Raw genomic sequence first — 16,914 nt, forward strand, 5'->3', positions numbered from 1 at the left:
TACCAGACAAAAAGCAACAAAGTATTTACGAATTCTGAGTTTTTTCTTAAGATTGCTGGAAAAAGGAGCGCTTCGCCGCGATATCGACGAAGCGCTCCTTCCTTCATTAGATGTCGGCAGAACGCAAAGGTTCCGTCGGCGATGAGATCAATGCCCCGCGCGCGGGTCCGATGTTGAACAGGAACGCCGCCGCCAGCAGCAGGCCCAGCACGCCGGACAGCAGCGGCCATGGAAACGCGACGTCTACCGGCGCTTCCCCCGGCCTGAGATCGCTCTGCAGAATCCGGATGAAGGCATGGGCGCCCGTCGCTCCGGCAGCCGTGCCGGCGAGCAGGCCGCAACCGCCGAGCAGCGTGCCCTCCAGCAGGAACGACCGGAACAGCTTGCGCGGCGGAATGCCTGCGCAGCGCAGCATCGCGATCTCCCGCGACCTCTCTCCTATAGATCGCTTCTGCAGCACCGCAAGCCCCAGCAGCCCGATGACGGCGGACAGAACCGTGAAGCCGATGAAGCCGTTCACGAGCTGCTTGTTCTCCGCATACTTCTCGCTGCTCGTCAAATAGGGTATGCCCGCCGACGGCGCCCCGCCCGACACGAGGCGGCTGCTGATCTCGCGGTCCAGCTCCAGGTCGCGGTAATCGAACTGAAGGAGCAGCAGCCCTTGATGGGACTGGTTCGGCCAGATATGGTGGTAGGGCTTGAGCTTGGCCAGCAGCCCGGGACCGACATAGGTCGTCGCATATACATATTCGGTGCGGACGCTGGATTCCGTATTTTCAGCCGCAAAGCCGGCAATCTTCAGCTCGACGGTGAGGTCAGGCTTGTCCGAGGGTCCGACGAGATTTTTTTTGTAAAAGCCCATTCGGATGGGATCTCCCGCAGCATAAGATGTTTCCGGTCCGGAAAATGAAGAGGGCGGCTTATCGTCTGCCGTCTTCCTGTATTGAAGAGGCAGGACGACATAACCGTCGTCCGATTTCACTTTGTTCCAGGCTTCTGCATCGCTGCCGAATTCCGGCGAGCGTTCGGCGAGCTTCCAGCCGCCTCCGGCGAGCAGCTCCTGCGAGACCGGCACGAACGCCTGGCTGAATCGGGAACCCGTCCCCTCCAGCTGAACGCCGCCCATGACAGGCTCGACAGCAGCGTGCCCCGTGACCGTCCGGCTCAGCTCCTCGTCCGTCCTCAGCAGCTCGAGCACGCGATCCTTTTCCTTTTCCGACTGGTAGGGAACGTAGCCTCCGTATCCGAGCATCGTCTGGACCGTATGTTCCGTATTCATGTTTTTGAGAATGAGGCTGCTCAGCCCTGCGGTGAAGGTCACCGTCATCATCGCGATGCCGAACAGCAGCATGACGGTGAACGTCCTTCCCGGCCGGCGCCCGGCATACCGGACGGCGAGCAGCGGGGACAGGCCGAGGTGTCCCGCCAGACGGCGCCCGGCGCCAAGCAGCAGGCCGAATACCGCGTACACCGCTGATGCCGAGGCGCCGAGCCAGACGACCAGCAGCGTCAGCATGGTTGCTCCGGAAACCGCTGCCGGCTCCCACATGAACGCCTGATAGAGATGAGCCGCCAGAAAAGCGGCCGCCATGACCGGAAGCGCCGCGGCTCCGGCCGCCTTTTTCCACCCCCTGCTCTCCTTGCCGCCTTCTGTCGCCTCTCCCCTCAATGCGGACACGATCGTTCCGGTACCGGCTTTGCGGCTGGCGAGCAGGACAAGCAGGCATTGATACAAGAGCACGGCTGCCGCTGCGGCGATAGCCAAGCCAGGGGAAATGCGGGCCGAGATCGGGATGCCGGAGGAGCTGACCGCATGGCCATATCCGCCGCCGTAGAGCAGCTTCACCATTCCCCATCCGGCCGCCGCCCCCGACAGCAGCCCGATCAGGCCGGAGAGCAGCCCGAGCAGCAGCGCCTCCGCCGCAAACAATCCCCTCACCTGCCGCCGGTTCATTCCGATCGCCCGCAGCACGCCGTACAGCTCGCTTCTGGATTCGGCCATCATGTGGACGATCTGACGAAGCAGGAAGGCGCTGGAGAAGATCGCTGTCAGACTGATCGCCATAATAAGCATGACCAAATCTCCGCCGGCCCTGGATAACGCCTCGTATTTGACGAGCCGGGTTTCCGTCATGTCATTCATCTTGTTGCTGTAGTTCATTCCCAGCACGCTGTCGGCCGGATCCGACCTCCCGACCAGCACGAAGCTGTAGCTGCCTTCAGGGCTGCCGGCAAGCGCTGCCGCGTCGCCCTCGTTCACCAGGATCGTTCCGTTCAGGCTACCTCTGTCGCCTCTGTACCCGGTCACTCCGGTCGCCTCGACGACGTCCCGGACGATCAGAGGCTTGCGCACCCCGTCGGCATCCGCCGCCCACACCGCGTCACCGGCTTCAAGCCCGAGTCTGCCTGCGGTATCCCGATCCAGAATCGCTTGACCCGCAGGCAGCCCCGTCCTCCACAATGCGGCCTGTCCTTCATCAAAGAGCTTCGCCTGCTGCGGATCCAGCCCGAGCAGCTGGACCTGCTGCAGAGACTTGACTCCTGCATCCTGCCGGGCGGAAGCGAACAGCGTCATCGCGCCGGCAACGACCGGCAAGCTGCGATAGCGGACGCCGGGCATCGATTCCAGCTCGGACCGGAGTGCTCCGGCCTGCTCGCCGCTGAACGGCTTGCCCTGCTTCGGCATCAACACCCAGTCGATCGGGCCGAAATGGGCGCGCACCCATGCGTCACCGCTGCTCTTGACGGCAATGTAATGAAAGCAGGACATCGAGATGAGCATCGCCCCGATCGCCCCGGCCAGCAGGCTGAACAGCGTCTGCCGCTTCTGCCTTCTCAGATACAGGAGGCCTATCCGCCAGCTCAATCCCTTCGCCAGCATCAGCGCGACCCTCCGTCATGCACGATCCGCCCGTTGAACATGCGGATCTGCCTCTTCATGCGGGCTGCGAAGCCCGCATCATGGGTCACGAGCACGATCGTCGTGCCGTAGCGGGCATTCAGCATTTCCAGCAAGCCCAATATCTGCTCCGCCGTATCGGAATCGAGCGCGCCCGTAGGCTCGTCCGCGAACAGGATGTCCGGCCGCCCGGCTACCGCCCTGGCGATCGCCACGCGCTGGTTCTGGCCTCCGGACAGCTGCGCCGGAAACGCAGCCGACTTGTTCTCCAGCCCGACGAGCTTCAGCGTGTCCCTTGCTGCGGATTGCGCCTCTTTCCTCGACAGGCCTCTAGCCATGAGCGGCAGCATGACGTTCTCGGCCGCGCTCAGGACGGGAACCAGATGATAGGATTGAAATACGAAGCCCATCCGCAGAAGCCTCGCCTCCGCCAGCTCCTTCTCGCCGAGGTTGTGGAGGGCGCTCTCTCCCAGCCAGACTTCGCCGCTCCCGGGCGGCTCCAGGCCGGCCAGCACATGCAGCAGAGTCGTCTTGCCGCAGCCCGACGGTCCGGTGACCGCCACCGTCTCTCCTTTCTCCACTAGCAGGTTGATCTCCTTGAGCGCCCGGGCGGCCTCGCTGCCTGTCCCGAACGTTTTGCTCACTTGCTTCGCCTTCAGCATTCCGGCGCCAGCCCCTTTCTCCCGCGCAGCGGGTACGCCAGTAGACTAACAGGCTTATGTGCAGCAGCCGTCGACACAATGTGCAGACATTGTGCAGAAGGCGGCTATTCGCGATAGGCAGGAAGCTCGGCATAAAAAAGAGCTCCCGCTCCGAAGCGGCTGCTGACGCCGACGGTGCCTCCATGGGCTTCGGCAATGCCCTTGACGACGGCCAGCCCCAATCCGAGCCCGCGCGGCGCGGGACTTCCGTCCGCGTAAGTCCGCCTGCGGACATAGCGCTGGAACAGCTGATCCAGCTCTTCCTCCTCCATTCCCCAGCCGTCGTCCTCGACTTCGATCCGCACACCGCTGCCTGCCGCCGCGACTCGGACGGTCATCGTCGTGCGCGAATGCCGAAGAGCGTTGTCCGCCAAATTGAGCAGGAGCTGACGGATCCGCTTCTCGTCGCCGAATACCGTCGCCTCCCCGTCGAGCTCCGTCCGGACCCGGATTCCTTTCTCCCCGGCCTCCGCTTCCAGCAACTCCGCGATCGAGGCGGCGGTATCGGCCGGAGCGAACCAGCGCTTGTCCAGCGCCAGCCGTCCGCTCTCGGCGAGCGACAGATCCTGCAGATCCTGGACGAGACGCGCCATCCCTCTCGCCTGCTCCGACAGCAGGGCGAGCTGGGAGGCATCCAGCCCGCGCTCCTCGTACAAGGCGTTGTCCAGAGATGTCAGCAAGACGGCGAGCGGCGTCCGCAGCTCATGGGCGACTTCGCCCACCATCGATTTGCGCACCGTCTGCAGATGCTGGATATAATCGGCCGCTTCGGACAGATGCCCGGACAGCTCCGCTTCGGCCGGATTCTCGGCGATTGGCAACGCGTGATGCATGCGGAGTTTATGCCCTGCCGCAGCGGCAGGCGCGTGATTCATGCGGAGTTCATGCCCTGCCGCAGCGGCGGGCGCGTGATTCATGCGGACTTCATGCCCTGCCGCAGCGGCGGGCGCGTGATTCATGCGGATCTCATGCCCTGCCGCAGCAGCGGGCGCGCTGCCGCCCAGCCGAAGAAGCTTCGCCCGGGCAGCCCACAGCCTCAGCCGGCGCTGGCCGCGAGCGGCCTCCAGCCTCATCAGGCCCCAGACGCAGGCGAACGCGGCCATGCCTGCTGCGGCAGCCCATCCCGCCGCATGCCCGCCAGCAGAGGAGGCGACGGAGGCTTCGACCGTTCCCGCCATGCGTCCGTCAAGCATGAAAGGCTTCACCGACGTCAGACGGCTGCCGCGAGGACTTCCATCCTCTCCGGCGACAGCGATCGTCCCGCCAGCGGCCGTCCGGACCACCAGGCGAAAGTCGCCGCCGGCCGGATAAGCAGCCGCATCCCGCCGGAGAGCCTCTTCCATTCCGGCCGCCGAACCGTGCATGCCCGCATAGGCAGCCGCATACCCGCTCCAGTACAGTGCGAGCCGCTTCGCTTCGTCAGGCTCCTTGGACATTTGCGGCGTCGCCAGCAGCACCGCAGCAGCCGCCATCGCCGCAGCGGCCGAGCCGCAGGCTATCCGCAGCCAGGCAGCCCGGAATACGGAGCGCGCCTTCATTCCTGCCTCTCTTCCTGGAGGAAGCGATAACCGACGCCGTATACCGTCCCGATATAACGAGGTTCAGCCGAATCGTCGCCCAGCTTGCGCCGCAAATTCCGGATATGGCTGTCTATCGTCCGCTCATACCCTGCATACGCTTCGCCGAGAGCCTCCTCCAGCAGATGCGTCCTAGTGAATACCCTTCCCGGATGGGAGGCCAGCTTCAGCAGCAGCGCGAACTCGGTTCGGGTCAGTTCCACCGGAGCCCCTCCGATGCTGGCTTCGAACCGTTCCGGAGAGATGGAGAGGCCGCCGCGAACGAGCCCTTCCGTCCTTGCCGGCGGCGAGCCCTCGCCTTCCTTCAGCCTGCCGGCTCGGCGAAGCACCGCCTTGATCCGGGCATGCAGCTCCCTGAGGCTGAACGGCTTCTGGATATAATCGTCCGCTCCGATCTCAAGCGCCAGGATGCGGTCGAACTCGTCGCTTCGCGCCGTCACCATCAGGATCGGCAGCTGCCACAGCCTTTCATTGCGGCGGCATAAGTCGAGGCCCGTTCCTTCGCCCTTCAGCAGCCAATCCACAAGCAGCAGCTGCGGCTTCTCCTTCTCGATCAGGCAGATCGCCGCTTCGGCCGAATCAGCCGTAAACACCTCGCAGCCTTCTCTGCGCAAATACGCCGCCCCTTGCTCCGCCAGCTCCCGCTCGTCCTCAACCCATACGATCCGTGTCATCTAAAGATCCTCCCCTCCGCCCGATTTCTCCTATGGCCTTCCTTCCCGGACAGCCGCTCCAGCGCAGCGGCTGCCCGCCGGATTCCCTCGGCAATCATGTCCTCTTCGGCCGCCGCGACGCTGATGCGCATCCACCCGGGACGCTCCCCGTACAGCTCCCCGGGACTGACGGCGACGCCTTGCTCCAGGCATCCCTGCAGCACTTCCAGTCCGGAGCGCGCCAGGCCATGCTTCAGCCAGATATAAAAGCCGCCGTCCGGAATCGGCGCGTGGATGGCCGCATGCGGAGCAAGGCTGGCCGCCGCGGCTTCCGCTGCCGCCTTTCTTCTGCGTTCGAGCGCGGCGCGCACGGCTTCCAGCCTGGCATCGAACCGGCCGCTGACCAGCAGCGCTGCTCCCAGACGTTCTCCCGGATGGCTGGTCGTAAGGCCCGAGGCATGGCGTGCGGCCCTCAGCGCCGCCATCATAGCCCTTGGCGCTGCGATCCAGCCTGTCCGCATGCCGGGAGTGGCGATCTTGGAGAACGTGCCGCAGGATATGACCCGCTCCCTGCCGCCGGGCAGCGAGCGCAGCGAAGGAAGCGCCGTCCAGCCCGGCTTGCCGAGCAAGGAGTAGGGATCGTCCTCGATGATCGGCAGCCTGAGCTCGGTGCAGATCGCGAGGAGCTGCAGCCGTCTCGCCATCGACAGCGTCGAACCGGTTGGATTCTGGAACGTCGGATTCGTGACGACAAGCCGGATCCGGTGGCGGCGGTGCAGCTCCGGGAGCGATTCCGGCATGAGGCCGTCCTTGTCGACCGGCAGCCGGACCATCGAGATGCCGGCTTCCGCGAATACGCCCATCGCGTACAAATAAGACGGGCCTTCGACCGCTACGGCGTCCCCCGGCTCCAGCATCGCCCTAGCGACAAGGCCGAGCGAATGCTTGACGCCGAATGTCAGGAGCAGCTCATCCGGCTTCGCTGCCAGCGAAGGACCGATCGACGGATGGGAGGCGAGTGCTTCTCTCAAGCCGCGATCACCCAGCGGATCATCCCTGTAGCTGAACGGCAGGCTCCAATCAATCTCTCCCGACAGCCGCTCCAGCAGCTCCAGCGGCATCAGGCTGCGATGCAGCTCTCCTTGGGTGAGGTCGATCACGCCTTCTCCCGGCGCCTCGTTGACGGCCTCCTGCAGCCGGCCGGAAGGATTGTATCTCCGGCGCAGATAGCGGATCCAATCCGGCTGCCGCTCCCCCTGCTCCCACATCGAGTCGCTGACGCTCGTCCCGCTGCCCGGGCGCGACTGGACGAGGCCGAGCGCCCTCAGCTCTCCATATGCCGCCTGGACCGTGCTGCGATTGACCGCCAGCCTGAGGGCAAGATCCCGTTCGGCCGGAAGCTTCGAGCCCGGAGGCAGCAGCCCGCTGCGAATCTGCTCCTCATAGTGCCGGCATATCTGGATATAGACGGCGTCTGAGCCGGTTGGATCCGGTTTCCAGAACATGGGCGTCCCCCCTTTTGTTTCATTATAGCGCCTCCATGAATTGGATGGGCAAAATTTCCTCCAATTGGCTGATGCGCCAAGCCAGCCGAACCGCTATGATGGCAACAAAACAGAGGGGGATCCGCCATGTTGTTCAAGGAACCGAAATTCGCCTGGCTGCTTCTGGCCGTCTTATGGTGCTTTACCTTCGCAGGCTCGCTGGGCCGCATCGTCATCGCCTTTTTCCAGCCGGAAATTACCGCCGACCTCGGCGTCGGGCGGGACTTTCTCGGCTTTTCGTGGTCGACCGCCATCGTGCTGACCGCCGTATGCGCGCCGCTCGGCGGCCTTCTCGCCGACCGCAAAGGCTATGCAGCGGCGATGGGAATCTCCGCCGCGATGAACGCCCTCGGCGCCGCCTCGGTGCTGTTCATTCCCGGCACGCTCGGATATTGGCTCGGGAACGGATTGCTTGCCGGATTGAGCGGGCTCGGAGCCACCTCGGCCTATATGCTCGTGCAGGACTGGTTCCGCCATCACCGAGCCAAAGCGCTCGCTCTGCTCGGCAGCGCCGGGTCGCTTGGCCTGGCCGTGCTGACGCCGCTGCTGACGCAAGGCCACAAGTACGAGTGGAGACAGCTCTATGTTGTGCTGCTCGTCGTCCACCTGCTGTTCCTGCCTTTGGCGGCGCTAGTCTTCCGGCGCCGGGCGGCAAGCCGGCATGGCGATACGGAGAACGTTCCTCTCCGCGAGAAAAAAGGGCTCTCCGCAGCTCCTGAAACGGCCCTTCCACCGGAGGACGGCCAAAAGCCGCATTCCGCAGCTCCGTCCGGAAGTTCCGGCGCCTCTTCAGCGGACTCACCCCGGAGCTGGCGGGAGAAATCCGCCGCGCTGCTGGACATGGCCCGAAACCGCGTATTCCTCGCCGTCTCCTTCTCTCTCCTTGCCTGCGGCTTCAGCATGGGCACCGTGGAAATGAACCTGGCCGCCATCCATCAGCACTCGCATGTGCCGACAGCGACAATCGCCGCTTCCCTCAGCCTGCTCGGCGTGCTCGAAGTTTGCGGCGGGCTCCTGTTCTCCTATTTCCTGGACCGCTCCTCCCGCTCGTCAGCGCTGGCTTTGCTGTTTGGAGTCCGCGTCCTCGCCTTTTCCTTGCTGCTTCCCCATCTGCAGCTGTCGCCTGTATTTTTCTCGCTGCTCTTCGGCGCAAGCTATGTTGGCGCCGTATCGGGCGGCATTCTGCTCGCGGAGGAGAGCGCCGGCGGACCGGGCGGCCTGCGCACCGGATTTCTGCTGCTCGTCCATCAGCTCGGAGGAGCGGCTGCCGCGCTCGGAGGAGGCATCCTTTACCGGCTTCAGCATTCGTACCAGACCGTCATTGCCGTCAATCTGGTTTTGAGCGCGCTCGCTTTCCTCTTCTTCCTCCTGCTCTCCCGGCATCTTGCTGCAAGACGCCGCCCATCGAGCGGCAGCTCATCGGAGCTTGAGGCTTCAGGCTGATGCCGATGCCAAGCGGAGCTTGAGGCTTCAGGCTGATGCCGATGCCAAGCGGATCCGCAGCCCGCTTCGCATGCGATTCCATGGACAGCAGACTGCGCAAATGTGACGGGCGGCGTGTACAATCCGGGAACGCATACGCCACGGGCATGCCGATCCGCGATAGCCAGGGATGGACATGTCTGTCCAGCGCCTCAAGCGGGAATGCAAAAAGGGCCGTCCCCCGATGGGGACAGCCCTTGGCCGGCTTCCGGATCAAGCGACGTCGAACGTGCTGCGCTTGATGATATGGAGATCGTCTCCGGAATAGATATGGATGTAGATGACGTATTTGCCCGGCTTATCGAACGTATGCGTGACCTCATACTGTCCCTGGGCCTTCTTCTTGGATGTGATCAAAATAGGGAGCTCCTGCTCCGTTTCTTCCCGGATGTCGAAGTCGATCTTCAGGTTCTCTTCCGTGACCAGTCCCTCGATGGCCGCTGTCAGCTGCAGCGGCGTTCCGGCCACGGCTGCCGGGTCGCTCGTAATCGCGACCTTGACCGCCGATTCGTCCTGATATGGCGCGTTGCCGGAAGATCCGCAGCCCGCCGCGACCAGAAGCACGAGAACCGCGATCGCCGCAAATGTCCATTTCTTCATGACCTGTATTCCCCTTTCCCTGTTGCGCTTGTCTCCTTATTATACCTGGGGAGATGCTCTGCTGCTCCTTGCAACCATGAACTTTTCTTGTCGAGTGCTGTCACCTTGTGATATAATTCACGCAACTGAATATGAACCTTCGGGGCAGGGTGCGATTCCCTACCGGCGGTGACGGCGCGAACGCGCGCCGAAGCCCGCGACTCCCGGAACTGCATATGCGGATCCGGGACTGACTTGGTGCGAGTCCAAGGCCGACGGTGACAGTCCGGATGAGAGAAGGTTTAATGCGCTTCGTGCCACGATCATGGCGAGGCGTATTATTTCGTGCCCCCGCCATTTGTCACTGGCGGGGGTTATGAGCTTCTACGAGGTTCAATTCAAAAACCCGCCACTGGAGGTTGTTGAATTGAAAGACACAGCTACGCTTGACCGTCCGCTCAGCGCGGACAAAAGCCTGTTCACCCGCAGCCGCGGCATCTGGTACGTCGTTCTCGGCGCGACACTCTGGGGAGTCGATCCCCTCTTCCGCATCCTGCTTCTGAAAACCTTCACGTCTCCGCAGATCGTTTTCCTGGAGCATCTTCTGCTCGCTCTCTATGCCGTACCGGTCCTTATCCATTACCGTCATCAGCTCACCGGCAAGCTCACCCTCGGCGTCGTCGGAGCCCTGTTCTTCGTTTCCTGGGGCGGCTCCGCCATCGCCACGGTGCTGTTCACGTCCGCGTTCACGATGGGCAACTTCAATGCCGTCCTGCTGCTGCAGAAGCTGCAGCCGCTGCTGGCCATCATTCTTGCCCGCTTCATGCTCAAGGAATCCTTCCCAGCCCGCTTTTCCTGGTATCTGCTCGTCGCACTCGCCGGAACGTACTTGCTTACATTCGGCTTCCATGCTCCGCAGCTCGGCCTGCATGATCTCGGCTCCCAGGCAGCCCTGTATTCGATCGCGGCCGCTTTCCTGTGGGGCGGATCGACCGTCATGGGCAAATACCTGCTGAAGAAGAAGCTCGGCTTCCCTATCGTCACTTCGCTCCGCTTCCTGCTCGCCATACCGCTGCTCGGCATTCTGCTGCTGGCCGCCGGAGATGCCTGGAAGCCGCTCGGCAGCTCGGGCACGGCTGCGATTCTCATCGTCAACCTGCTCTTCCAGGCTTTCATTCCCGGGCTGCTGAGCATGCTGCTTTATTATAAAGGGCTCTCCTCGACCAAGGCTTCCATCGCCACGCTGGCCGAGCTTGCCTTCCCTGCCGTCGGCGTCCTCATCAACTGGATCGTATTCGGATCCGTGCTCAAGGTTCATGAGCTGATCGGCTTCCTGCTCATCTGGGGCGTGCTCGTCATGCTCAGCCGCAGCACGGCCAGAGCTGCAGCGGAGCAGCCCGCCGCCTAATATCCGTCTTCGCCGCCGGACTGCTCACCATCCGGATCATGCCGATGCCGCTCAAGATCGATTGCCTCTTTATCCGCATCATGCCGATGCCGCTCGAGATCGATCGACTCTACATCCGCATCATGCCGATGCCGCTCGAGATCGATCGCTCCGCGCAAGCCTTCTTCGATGCCTTCCGCGGCCAGCAATGCCCTTTGAAGCTCGCCGGCATCTCCCGGCAGCGACACGGAGCCTGCCGCGTTGACGACGCGATGCCAGGGCAGCCCGTACTTCTCCCCCATGGAATGGAGGATGCGGACGACCTGGCGGGCGGCGCGCGGGCTTCCGGCCGCTGCCGCGACCGAGCCGTAGGTCATGACCTTGCCTTCCGGGATGGCGCCGACGACCCGGATCACTTTTTCCGTAAAAGGCTGCATATGTCTCTCCCCCATAAGTAGAACTAGAGCCCGCGCTGACCAGCAGCCGCGGGCTCTTGCCTGTTTATCCGTTTGCTTCCGAATCGGCGATATGTTCCATGCAGAACGTCTCCAGTTCGGCGAGCTCTTCATCCTCAAGGCCGAAGTCCAGCAGCCGGTCGCTGCCCCGCTCGCGGATCTCGTGGCGGATGATGGAGCCTCCCGCTCCTTCTTGCTTGTACACCGCGCGCACGTACAGGCCGCTCGGCGAATACAGCTCGTCCTCTTCGTCAACCTCGATCTGAAGCAGGTATTCATACCGCTGTCCGTCCAGAATGCCGAACGGATCCTTGATTTTCTCCACGCTGTATTCCGTAATTTCCATATCAATTCTCCTCCTGTAACGTTCCTTCGGGCAGCACCGACACGACGGCTTCCCGAACTTGACGGTCAAGCAGCTGCGAGGACAGGATGACGACTTCCCCGCTGTCACCGCGCGACCGGATCAGTCTCCCGACCCCTTGCCTCAGCCTCAGCTGCATGAACGGAACCTCGATTTCCTCGAAGGCGCTCTCCGCCGCTTGGCGCCGGGCGTTGAAGACCGGATCACGCGGCGGCCAAGGCAGATCCCAGACGACGACGAGCGACAGCGACGGACCCGGCACATCGAGTCCTTCCCATAGGGTATGGGCGCACAGGACGCTTTCCTCGTCTTGCTGGAAAGCCGTGATCAGGCTGCTTATTTCCGCCGTGCCTTCAAAGTGCATCCGGTATTCCTTCATCTCCGGCGCTCCGGCAGCCCAGTCGCGGAACGACTCCAGCTGCTTGCGGGACGGGAAGAGGAGGAGAGCCCTTCCTCCGCTGTGGCGGAGCGCCTCGACCGTGCGCCGCCTCTTGTCCTCCGCTGCCGCGGCAGGATCGAGATGGATCTCCATCTGGGAAGCATAATCGTACGGAGACGGAGTGCTGAAGCTCAAGTAATCCTCGATTCCGAGCGTATCGGCCGCATAATGGAAGGAGCCTCCAGCCGACAGCGTAGCCGAAGAGAAGATGATCGGCATCGATTTGGCGAATACCCGCTCCCGGAGCACTTCCTTGACCAGCCTCGGCATCATGACCAGCGTCAAGCCGTCAGGATCCGGCAGCAGCCAGGTGATGAGCCCTTCCGGCTTTTCGAACAGCGCCAGGGCCGTGCCGATCATATCGAGATGCTCTTCCACGATCGTCAGGTGATAACCGTCCAGGGTGAACAAGCCGCTCTCGAATACGAGCTGCTCCTCGATCTCTTCCAGCAAGGAGCGGAATGCGCGGATTTCCCGGAGCAGGCCCGGCGTCAGCTCGAACTCCAGACGTTCCGATCCTTCGACGGGACGGCTGGCCTGCTGCAGGCGCCGGAACAGCTCCTCGCTGCGAGTGATGGCGTCCTCGATCGCATACGCCAGCGTTTCGCGGATGTCGTTCTGCAGCAGACGGCTGATGATGGATTCAAATACCGAGTGCTGGAGCTTGTAGGTCAATGCGTTCTGGGCCGCCGTCTCCAGCAGATGGCCTTCATCGAATACGACCGAGCTATGCTCGGGCAGCAGCGGCAGCTGGCCTTCCCGCTTGCGCGCTTCGGCCGTCCACACATGCTCCATGTAAAAATCATGGGAGCAAATAATAAGATCGGGCGACTTCCGGTAATGGTCGCGCGACAGCGTCATGCCGCAGCGATGGCGCTGCGGGCAGACGAAGCAGTCCTGGAACACGTCCCAGCCGATCTTCGACCAGCTGGCGTCGTCGAGCCCGGCATAATCCTTGCGGCTGCCGTACGGATGGAAGGACTGCAGCGTGTCGGGCTTGCGCACGAATTCGGGAAGCGTCTCGTAGATCGCCTCGTAGCCTTCGTCTCCCCGCACGTCGTCGAGCTTGTTGAGGCACAGATACTGGCTTTGCGACTTCGCCATCCGGGCATCCACCTGCAGGTCCAGGTAAGCCGCCAGCTTGGCGATGTCTCCCTCCGCCTTCGTCAGCTGCTCGATCAGCGATTCGTCGGCGCAAGCGATGACAGCAGGCCGGCGGGTATACCGGGCATATGCGACGGCATAGAGCAGGTAGACGAGTGTTTTACCCGTGCCGACGCCGGCCTCGGCGAACAGCGTTTTCTTTTCCTTATAGGCCCGTTCCAGCTGGAAGGCCATGTAAATCTGCTCATCGCGGACTTCAAAGCCGGCTTCAGGCAGAATATCGTAGAAAACATCCGAGATCCAGTCGCTGGCTTGCTCGATGAAGGGACGGGTCGGATCAAATTCGAAAGGATATGGGGTCAAATGCGCTGCAGCCTCCGCTTGGTTCTAGATTTCTGCGGGGCAGCGTCATGCCCCGTCATGGACTCATGTATCTTCCGCCGCCGATGCCGAGATCGGCCAGCTTGCCGGAATCGGCTTGCAGCAAAAAGGAATTGCTGCCCTCGGCGGCATTCCATTCCATGCCCAGAACCATGCCTTCGCCGGTACGCGCGGCAAAGCGCAAGGAAAAGGATTCCGGGCTCATGCTGCCGCCATCATCCACGGTCCACGTAGAATTTTCATCATAATCCGCCGGGAAGTCCTTGTAAAGGGGTTTCGATTCCTCCGGTACGAGAACGAGGCTCGCCAGCATGCTTTTTTGATCCCGCACGAACTGGATCAGCAGCAGATCCACAGAATTTCCGTTCCTGTCGATCCGGCCGATCGTCCAAGCCTGGTCGACCTTGCGCTTCTTTTCTTGGGCAATGGCCTTCAACAGAGAGGCGTCCGGCTTGGCATCCTTCCTTTCCTCCACCGGGAAGAATGCATCTGGAGCGGCTTGGCCGCGAAGCATATAATAGGTGGCGTTCAGCTTTGCAGTCCCTTTTTCAACCTGGAACACATAACCCTTCATATGGACAAAGTTGGATGCCGTCTGCCTCCCGTTATCCTTCTCGTCTCCTTGCTGCACTCCCGCGTAAGACACCGGCAGCGTCCTGCCGCCTGCTCCCGCTGCGGTCTTGATCGAAGAGAGAGCCTGCGGATCGATCTCTCCCCGGATATCCGGCACGATCATCAGCTTCGTTCCCGTCTCGTCGGCAAAGCTGAAGTAGGGGGACAAGGATTTCTCTCCAAGAGCAGAGACTGCTGACGCGGAGCTCACGAGATCCGGCGACGGCGACGCGGACGGTTTTCCGGACGCAGCCGGCTTCGGCACGCTCTCTGACGGTGAATGCGATTCTGCCGGCTTCGGCACGCTCGCTGACGGTGACGGCGATTTTGCCGCATTTGGCGCGCTCGTTGACGGTGACAGCGATTCTGCCGCATTTGGCGCGTTCGTTGACGGTGAAGGCGATTCTGCCGCATTTGGAGCGCTCGTTGACGGAGAAGGCGATTCAGGCGTCATTGGCGCGCTCGCTTTTTGTGACGGCGATGCAGGCGGCTCCTGTCCGCCATTGCTCGGATCAGGCGAGGAGGATGGGATGGTCGCAGTTCCATCCATGTCCGTGCTTCCTCCTGACGAGCCGGCTTTGTTGTCTCCGCCGCTGCAGGCGGATAGAGACGCCGCGAGCATGATCGCAGCTGCGCAGAATGCAGCCTTGCTGAATGATGTCATTCATCCGCCCCCCATCCGTACGAGCCGATGGCGGCAATCTGCTGTGACTCCAGCACCGTCACTCCAGCGGGAGCGCTCTTCGCCGCCTCCAGCATGGCGGACGCAACCGTCGCCGCATGAACGGGCCGGTAGCGGGCCAGCTTGCCGACCATCAGCCCCGACAGCGGCTGCGCAAGCGCTGCTGCCCATTTCTCTCCCGGCCGCCGCTCCTGGCGCTCCCCGAGCAGCTGGGACGGCCTGAGCAGGATCAGACGCCGGAGGCTTAGCTTTTCCAGCTGCCGCTCCAGCTCGCCCTTGACCCGAAGATAGAAATACCGGGAGCCCGGCGAAGCGCCGATCGACGAAACGATCACAAGCGCGCCGGCTCCCTGCGAAGCCGCCATTTCGGCAAGCCGCAGCGGAAGCTCGTAATCCACCCGTCGAAACGCTTCCTGCGTACCCGCTTTCTTGATCGTCGTGCCCGTGGCGATGAACAGGTCGTAGCCTCCCGTAATGCCTTCGAGGCATTGCTCCGGCTGGCCGGATTCCATCGTCCTCTCCTCAAGCCTCGGATCCGACAGCCCCGTTGGACGGCGTCCGATCGCAATGACGTTGGCGTAGCGGCCTCCGGCAAGCAGCAGCTTGAGCAGCTCGCGGCCGACTAGGCCGGTTCCTCCTGCAACAACCGCAGTTTCTCCCATAATTCGATCTCCTTTCCAGCCCAATGATCTCCATCTATTTTTTCATTTCGCCGCTTAGAAAGCAATTTGCGCCTCTACTTGAAAACAGACGTGCAGGAGAATCAAAAGGGTTCGGATGCAGGCTCGCCGAGCAGCAAAAGGCTTGAAAACCAAGTTAGACGGGTTTTCCCGCTTGTTTGGCTGCTTCTGCCGCAGAAGCTCCGAGTTAGACGGTTATCCCCTCTTATTGGGCTGCTTCTGCCACAGTAGCTCCGAGTTAGACGGTTTTCCCAAGTAAGACGGTTTTTTCCGCTTATTTGGCTTCTTCTGCTCCAGAAGCTCTGAGTTAGACGATTTTTTCGGCTTATTTGGCTGCTTCTGCCTCAGAAGCTCCGAGTTAGACGGTTTTTTCCGCTTATTTGGCTGCTTCTAACCCAGTAGCTCTGAGTTAGACGGTTTTTTCAGCTTAATTCACTCCTTCTGCTACAGAGGCTCCGAGTTAGACGGTTTTTTCGGCTTATTTGCCCATTTCTACTGCAGAGGCTCCGAGTTAGACGTTTTTTTCTGCTTATTTCGCTGCTTCATCCTCAGATGCTCCGAGTAAGACGGTTTTATCCGCTTATTTGGCTTCTTCTGCCCCAGAAGCTCTGAATTAGACGATTTATTCGGCTTATTTGGCTGCTTCTGCCTCAGAAGCTCCGAGTTAGACGGTTTTTTCGGCTTATTCGCTGCTTCATCCACAGATGCTCCGAGTAAGACGGTTTTTCCGCTTATTTCTTGCTTTCGACTGCTTCTGCCGCATGAGCAGCGAGTAAGACGGTTTTCCCAGCTTTTTTCGCTGCTTCTGCCGCAGAAGCTCCAGACCGGTCAAGCTCGGTAGCTTCATGGCTACCTTCAATAAGCTCAAGCGAACGCAAAAACCGCTTCTGCGGCGGCAGAAGCGGTGAAATCAGAGCGATGCGGGCAGCCTAATTGCCGAGCACGCGGAACGTTCCGGTGCCGAAGGCGCATAAGTCCCCTTGCTCCGTGCGAGCGTATGCTTGCGTGCTGATCATCTTGCGGGATTGATGGACGATCTCGGCCGAGACGACCAGCCGCCCTTCCCTGATCGGCGAGACATAATTAAGGTTCAGGTTCGTCGTCACGACAGCCGTCTCCGGATGGGCCGCCATCGCGGCCATCCCCATCGCGGAATCGATCAGCGTCGCATATACCCCGCCATGCAGAATGCCGATCAGGTTCATATGATGCGGCTGGACATCGAGGTGGACGACGCATTTGCCGTTTTCCAGCTGCTGCATCTCGGCGCCCAGAAAACCCCAGAATGACTCTTTCGCCGCTTCCTCCCAGATCGCCATTTGTTTGGCCAGGATCGTTGAATCCGCTTCCAAGTTTTTGTCCATCCGGCGTTCTC

General features: G+C 61.8%; 15 protein-coding genes and 1 riboswitch. Of the genes, 3 read left to right on the forward strand and 12 right to left on the reverse strand.

The annotated features are described in order from the left end of the window. Positions 1-106 precede the first annotated feature (106 nt). The 5 genes from ACLBWT_RS16050 to ACLBWT_RS16070 form a co-directional block, all read right to left on the reverse strand. Positions 107-2,881 carry an FtsX-like permease family protein gene (locus ACLBWT_RS16050; RefSeq protein WP_447664133.1) on the reverse strand — a complete coding sequence of 925 codons (2,775 nt, stop codon included), beginning with the start codon at positions 2,879-2,881 and terminating at the stop codon, positions 107-109. Beyond that, entirely contained in the window at positions 2,881-3,561 is a 681-nt protein-coding gene (locus ACLBWT_RS16055) for an ABC transporter ATP-binding protein (RefSeq protein ID WP_447664134.1), read from the reverse strand. The genes ACLBWT_RS16050 and ACLBWT_RS16055 overlap by 1 nt, the downstream gene beginning before the upstream one ends. A gap of 104 nt (positions 3,562-3,665) precedes the next feature. Next, the gene (locus tag ACLBWT_RS16060) at positions 3,666-5,138 is read right to left on the reverse strand and encodes a sensor histidine kinase (protein WP_447664135.1); all 1,473 of its coding nucleotides are present in this window, start codon (positions 5,136-5,138) and stop codon (positions 3,666-3,668) included. Next, positions 5,135-5,851 carry a response regulator transcription factor gene (locus ACLBWT_RS16065; RefSeq protein ID WP_447664136.1) on the reverse strand — a complete coding sequence of 239 codons (717 nt, stop codon included), beginning with the start codon at positions 5,849-5,851 and terminating at the stop codon, positions 5,135-5,137. Before ACLBWT_RS16065 ends, ACLBWT_RS16060 begins: the two co-directional genes overlap by 4 nt. Continuing rightward, the gene (locus tag ACLBWT_RS16070; RefSeq protein ID WP_447664137.1) at positions 5,848-7,335 is read right to left on the reverse strand and encodes an aminotransferase-like domain-containing protein; all 1,488 of its coding nucleotides are present in this window, start codon (positions 7,333-7,335) and stop codon (positions 5,848-5,850) included. The genes ACLBWT_RS16065 and ACLBWT_RS16070 overlap by 4 nt, the downstream gene beginning before the upstream one ends. A 126-nt stretch (positions 7,336-7,461) precedes the next feature. Between ACLBWT_RS16070 and ACLBWT_RS16075 the strand changes: the two genes are divergently transcribed. Beyond that, entirely contained in the window at positions 7,462-8,817 is a 1,356-nt protein-coding gene (locus ACLBWT_RS16075; RefSeq protein ID WP_447664138.1) for an MFS transporter, read from the forward strand. Positions 8,818-9,069: 252 nt separating this feature from the next. Here the strand turns inward: ACLBWT_RS16075 and ACLBWT_RS16080 are convergent, their stop codons facing one another. After that, positions 9,070-9,456, reverse strand: coding sequence for a FixH family protein (locus tag ACLBWT_RS16080; protein WP_447664139.1), 387 nt, complete (start codon positions 9,454-9,456; stop codon positions 9,070-9,072). Positions 9,457-9,587: 131 nt separating this feature from the next. Then, positions 9,588-9,741: riboswitch (FMN riboswitch) on the forward strand. A 121-nt stretch (positions 9,742-9,862) separates the two neighbouring features. On the opposite strand from ACLBWT_RS16080, the gene ACLBWT_RS16085 reads away from it, so the two are divergent. Further along, on the forward strand, positions 9,863-10,843 hold the full coding sequence (locus ACLBWT_RS16085) for a DMT family transporter (RefSeq protein ID WP_447664140.1): 981 nt from the start codon (positions 9,863-9,865) through the stop codon (positions 10,841-10,843). Here the strand turns inward: ACLBWT_RS16085 and ACLBWT_RS16090 are convergent. From ACLBWT_RS16090 to ACLBWT_RS16105, 4 genes are all read right to left on the reverse strand, one after another. After that, complete coding sequence (locus ACLBWT_RS16090) at positions 10,840-11,259, reverse strand: MGMT family protein (protein ID WP_447664141.1); 420 nt, start codon at positions 11,257-11,259, stop codon at positions 10,840-10,842. The two genes, ACLBWT_RS16085 and ACLBWT_RS16090, sit on opposite strands and share 4 nt — an antisense overlap. A 64-nt stretch (positions 11,260-11,323) precedes the next feature. Then, a complete protein-coding gene (locus ACLBWT_RS16095; RefSeq protein WP_447664142.1) occupies positions 11,324-11,623 on the reverse strand; it encodes a DUF6509 family protein in 300 nt (99 codons plus the stop codon). A 1-nt stretch (position 11,624) separates the two neighbouring features. Further along, positions 11,625-13,547, reverse strand: a complete 1,923-nt coding sequence (locus tag ACLBWT_RS16100) for an ATP-dependent DNA helicase (RefSeq protein ID WP_447664143.1) — start codon at positions 13,545-13,547, stop codon at positions 11,625-11,627. A gap of 55 nt (positions 13,548-13,602) precedes the next feature. Continuing rightward, on the reverse strand, positions 13,603-14,346 hold the full coding sequence (locus tag ACLBWT_RS16105) for a hypothetical protein (RefSeq protein WP_447664144.1): 744 nt from the start codon (positions 14,344-14,346) through the stop codon (positions 13,603-13,605). A 107-nt stretch (positions 14,347-14,453) separates the two neighbouring features. On the opposite strand from ACLBWT_RS16105, the gene ACLBWT_RS16110 reads away from it, so the two are divergent. Beyond that, positions 14,454-14,801, forward strand: a complete 348-nt coding sequence (locus ACLBWT_RS16110; protein ID WP_447664145.1) for a hypothetical protein — start codon at positions 14,454-14,456, stop codon at positions 14,799-14,801. Positions 14,802-14,837: 36 nt separating this feature from the next. On the opposite strand, the gene ACLBWT_RS16115 is transcribed toward ACLBWT_RS16110, so the two are convergent. Together ACLBWT_RS16115 and ACLBWT_RS16120 are read right to left on the reverse strand one after the other, a co-directional pair. Continuing rightward, positions 14,838-15,521 carry an NAD-dependent epimerase/dehydratase family protein gene (locus ACLBWT_RS16115; protein ID WP_447664146.1) on the reverse strand — a complete coding sequence of 228 codons (684 nt, stop codon included), beginning with the start codon at positions 15,519-15,521 and terminating at the stop codon, positions 14,838-14,840. 947 nt (positions 15,522-16,468) lie between these two features. Continuing rightward, complete coding sequence (locus ACLBWT_RS16120; protein WP_447664147.1) at positions 16,469-16,903, reverse strand: PaaI family thioesterase; 435 nt, start codon at positions 16,901-16,903, stop codon at positions 16,469-16,471. Between the last annotated feature and the right edge of the window lie 11 nt (positions 16,904-16,914).

Source organism: Paenibacillus sp. D51F, from assembly GCF_053345695.1.

Excerpts from the sequence above, each read along its gene's own strand:
- ACLBWT_RS16050 (WP_447664133.1), bottom strand. The coding sequence starts at position 2,881 with ATGCTGGCGAAGGGATTGAGCTGGCGGATAGGCCTCCTGTATCTGAGA.
- ACLBWT_RS16055 (WP_447664134.1), bottom strand. The coding sequence starts at position 3,561 with ATGCTGAAGGCGAAGCAAGTGAGCAAAACGTTCGGGACAGGCAGCGAG.
- ACLBWT_RS16060 (WP_447664135.1), bottom strand. The coding sequence starts at position 5,138 with ATGAAGGCGCGCTCCGTATTCCGGGCTGCCTGGCTGCGGATAGCCTGC.
- ACLBWT_RS16065 (WP_447664136.1), bottom strand. The coding sequence starts at position 5,851 with ATGACACGGATCGTATGGGTTGAGGACGAGCGGGAGCTGGCGGAGCAA.
- ACLBWT_RS16070 (WP_447664137.1), bottom strand. The coding sequence starts at position 7,335 with ATGTTCTGGAAACCGGATCCAACCGGCTCAGACGCCGTCTATATCCAG.
- ACLBWT_RS16075 (WP_447664138.1), top strand. The coding sequence starts at position 7,462 with ATGTTGTTCAAGGAACCGAAATTCGCCTGGCTGCTTCTGGCCGTCTTA.
- ACLBWT_RS16080 (WP_447664139.1), bottom strand. The coding sequence starts at position 9,456 with ATGAAGAAATGGACATTTGCGGCGATCGCGGTTCTCGTGCTTCTGGTC.
- ACLBWT_RS16090 (WP_447664141.1), bottom strand. The coding sequence starts at position 11,259 with ATGCAGCCTTTTACGGAAAAAGTGATCCGGGTCGTCGGCGCCATCCCG.
- ACLBWT_RS16095 (WP_447664142.1), bottom strand. The coding sequence starts at position 11,623 with ATGGAAATTACGGAATACAGCGTGGAGAAAATCAAGGATCCGTTCGGC.
- ACLBWT_RS16115 (WP_447664146.1), bottom strand. The coding sequence starts at position 15,521 with ATGGGAGAAACTGCGGTTGTTGCAGGAGGAACCGGCCTAGTCGGCCGC.
- ACLBWT_RS16120 (WP_447664147.1), bottom strand. The coding sequence starts at position 16,903 with ATGGACAAAAACTTGGAAGCGGATTCAACGATCCTGGCCAAACAAATG.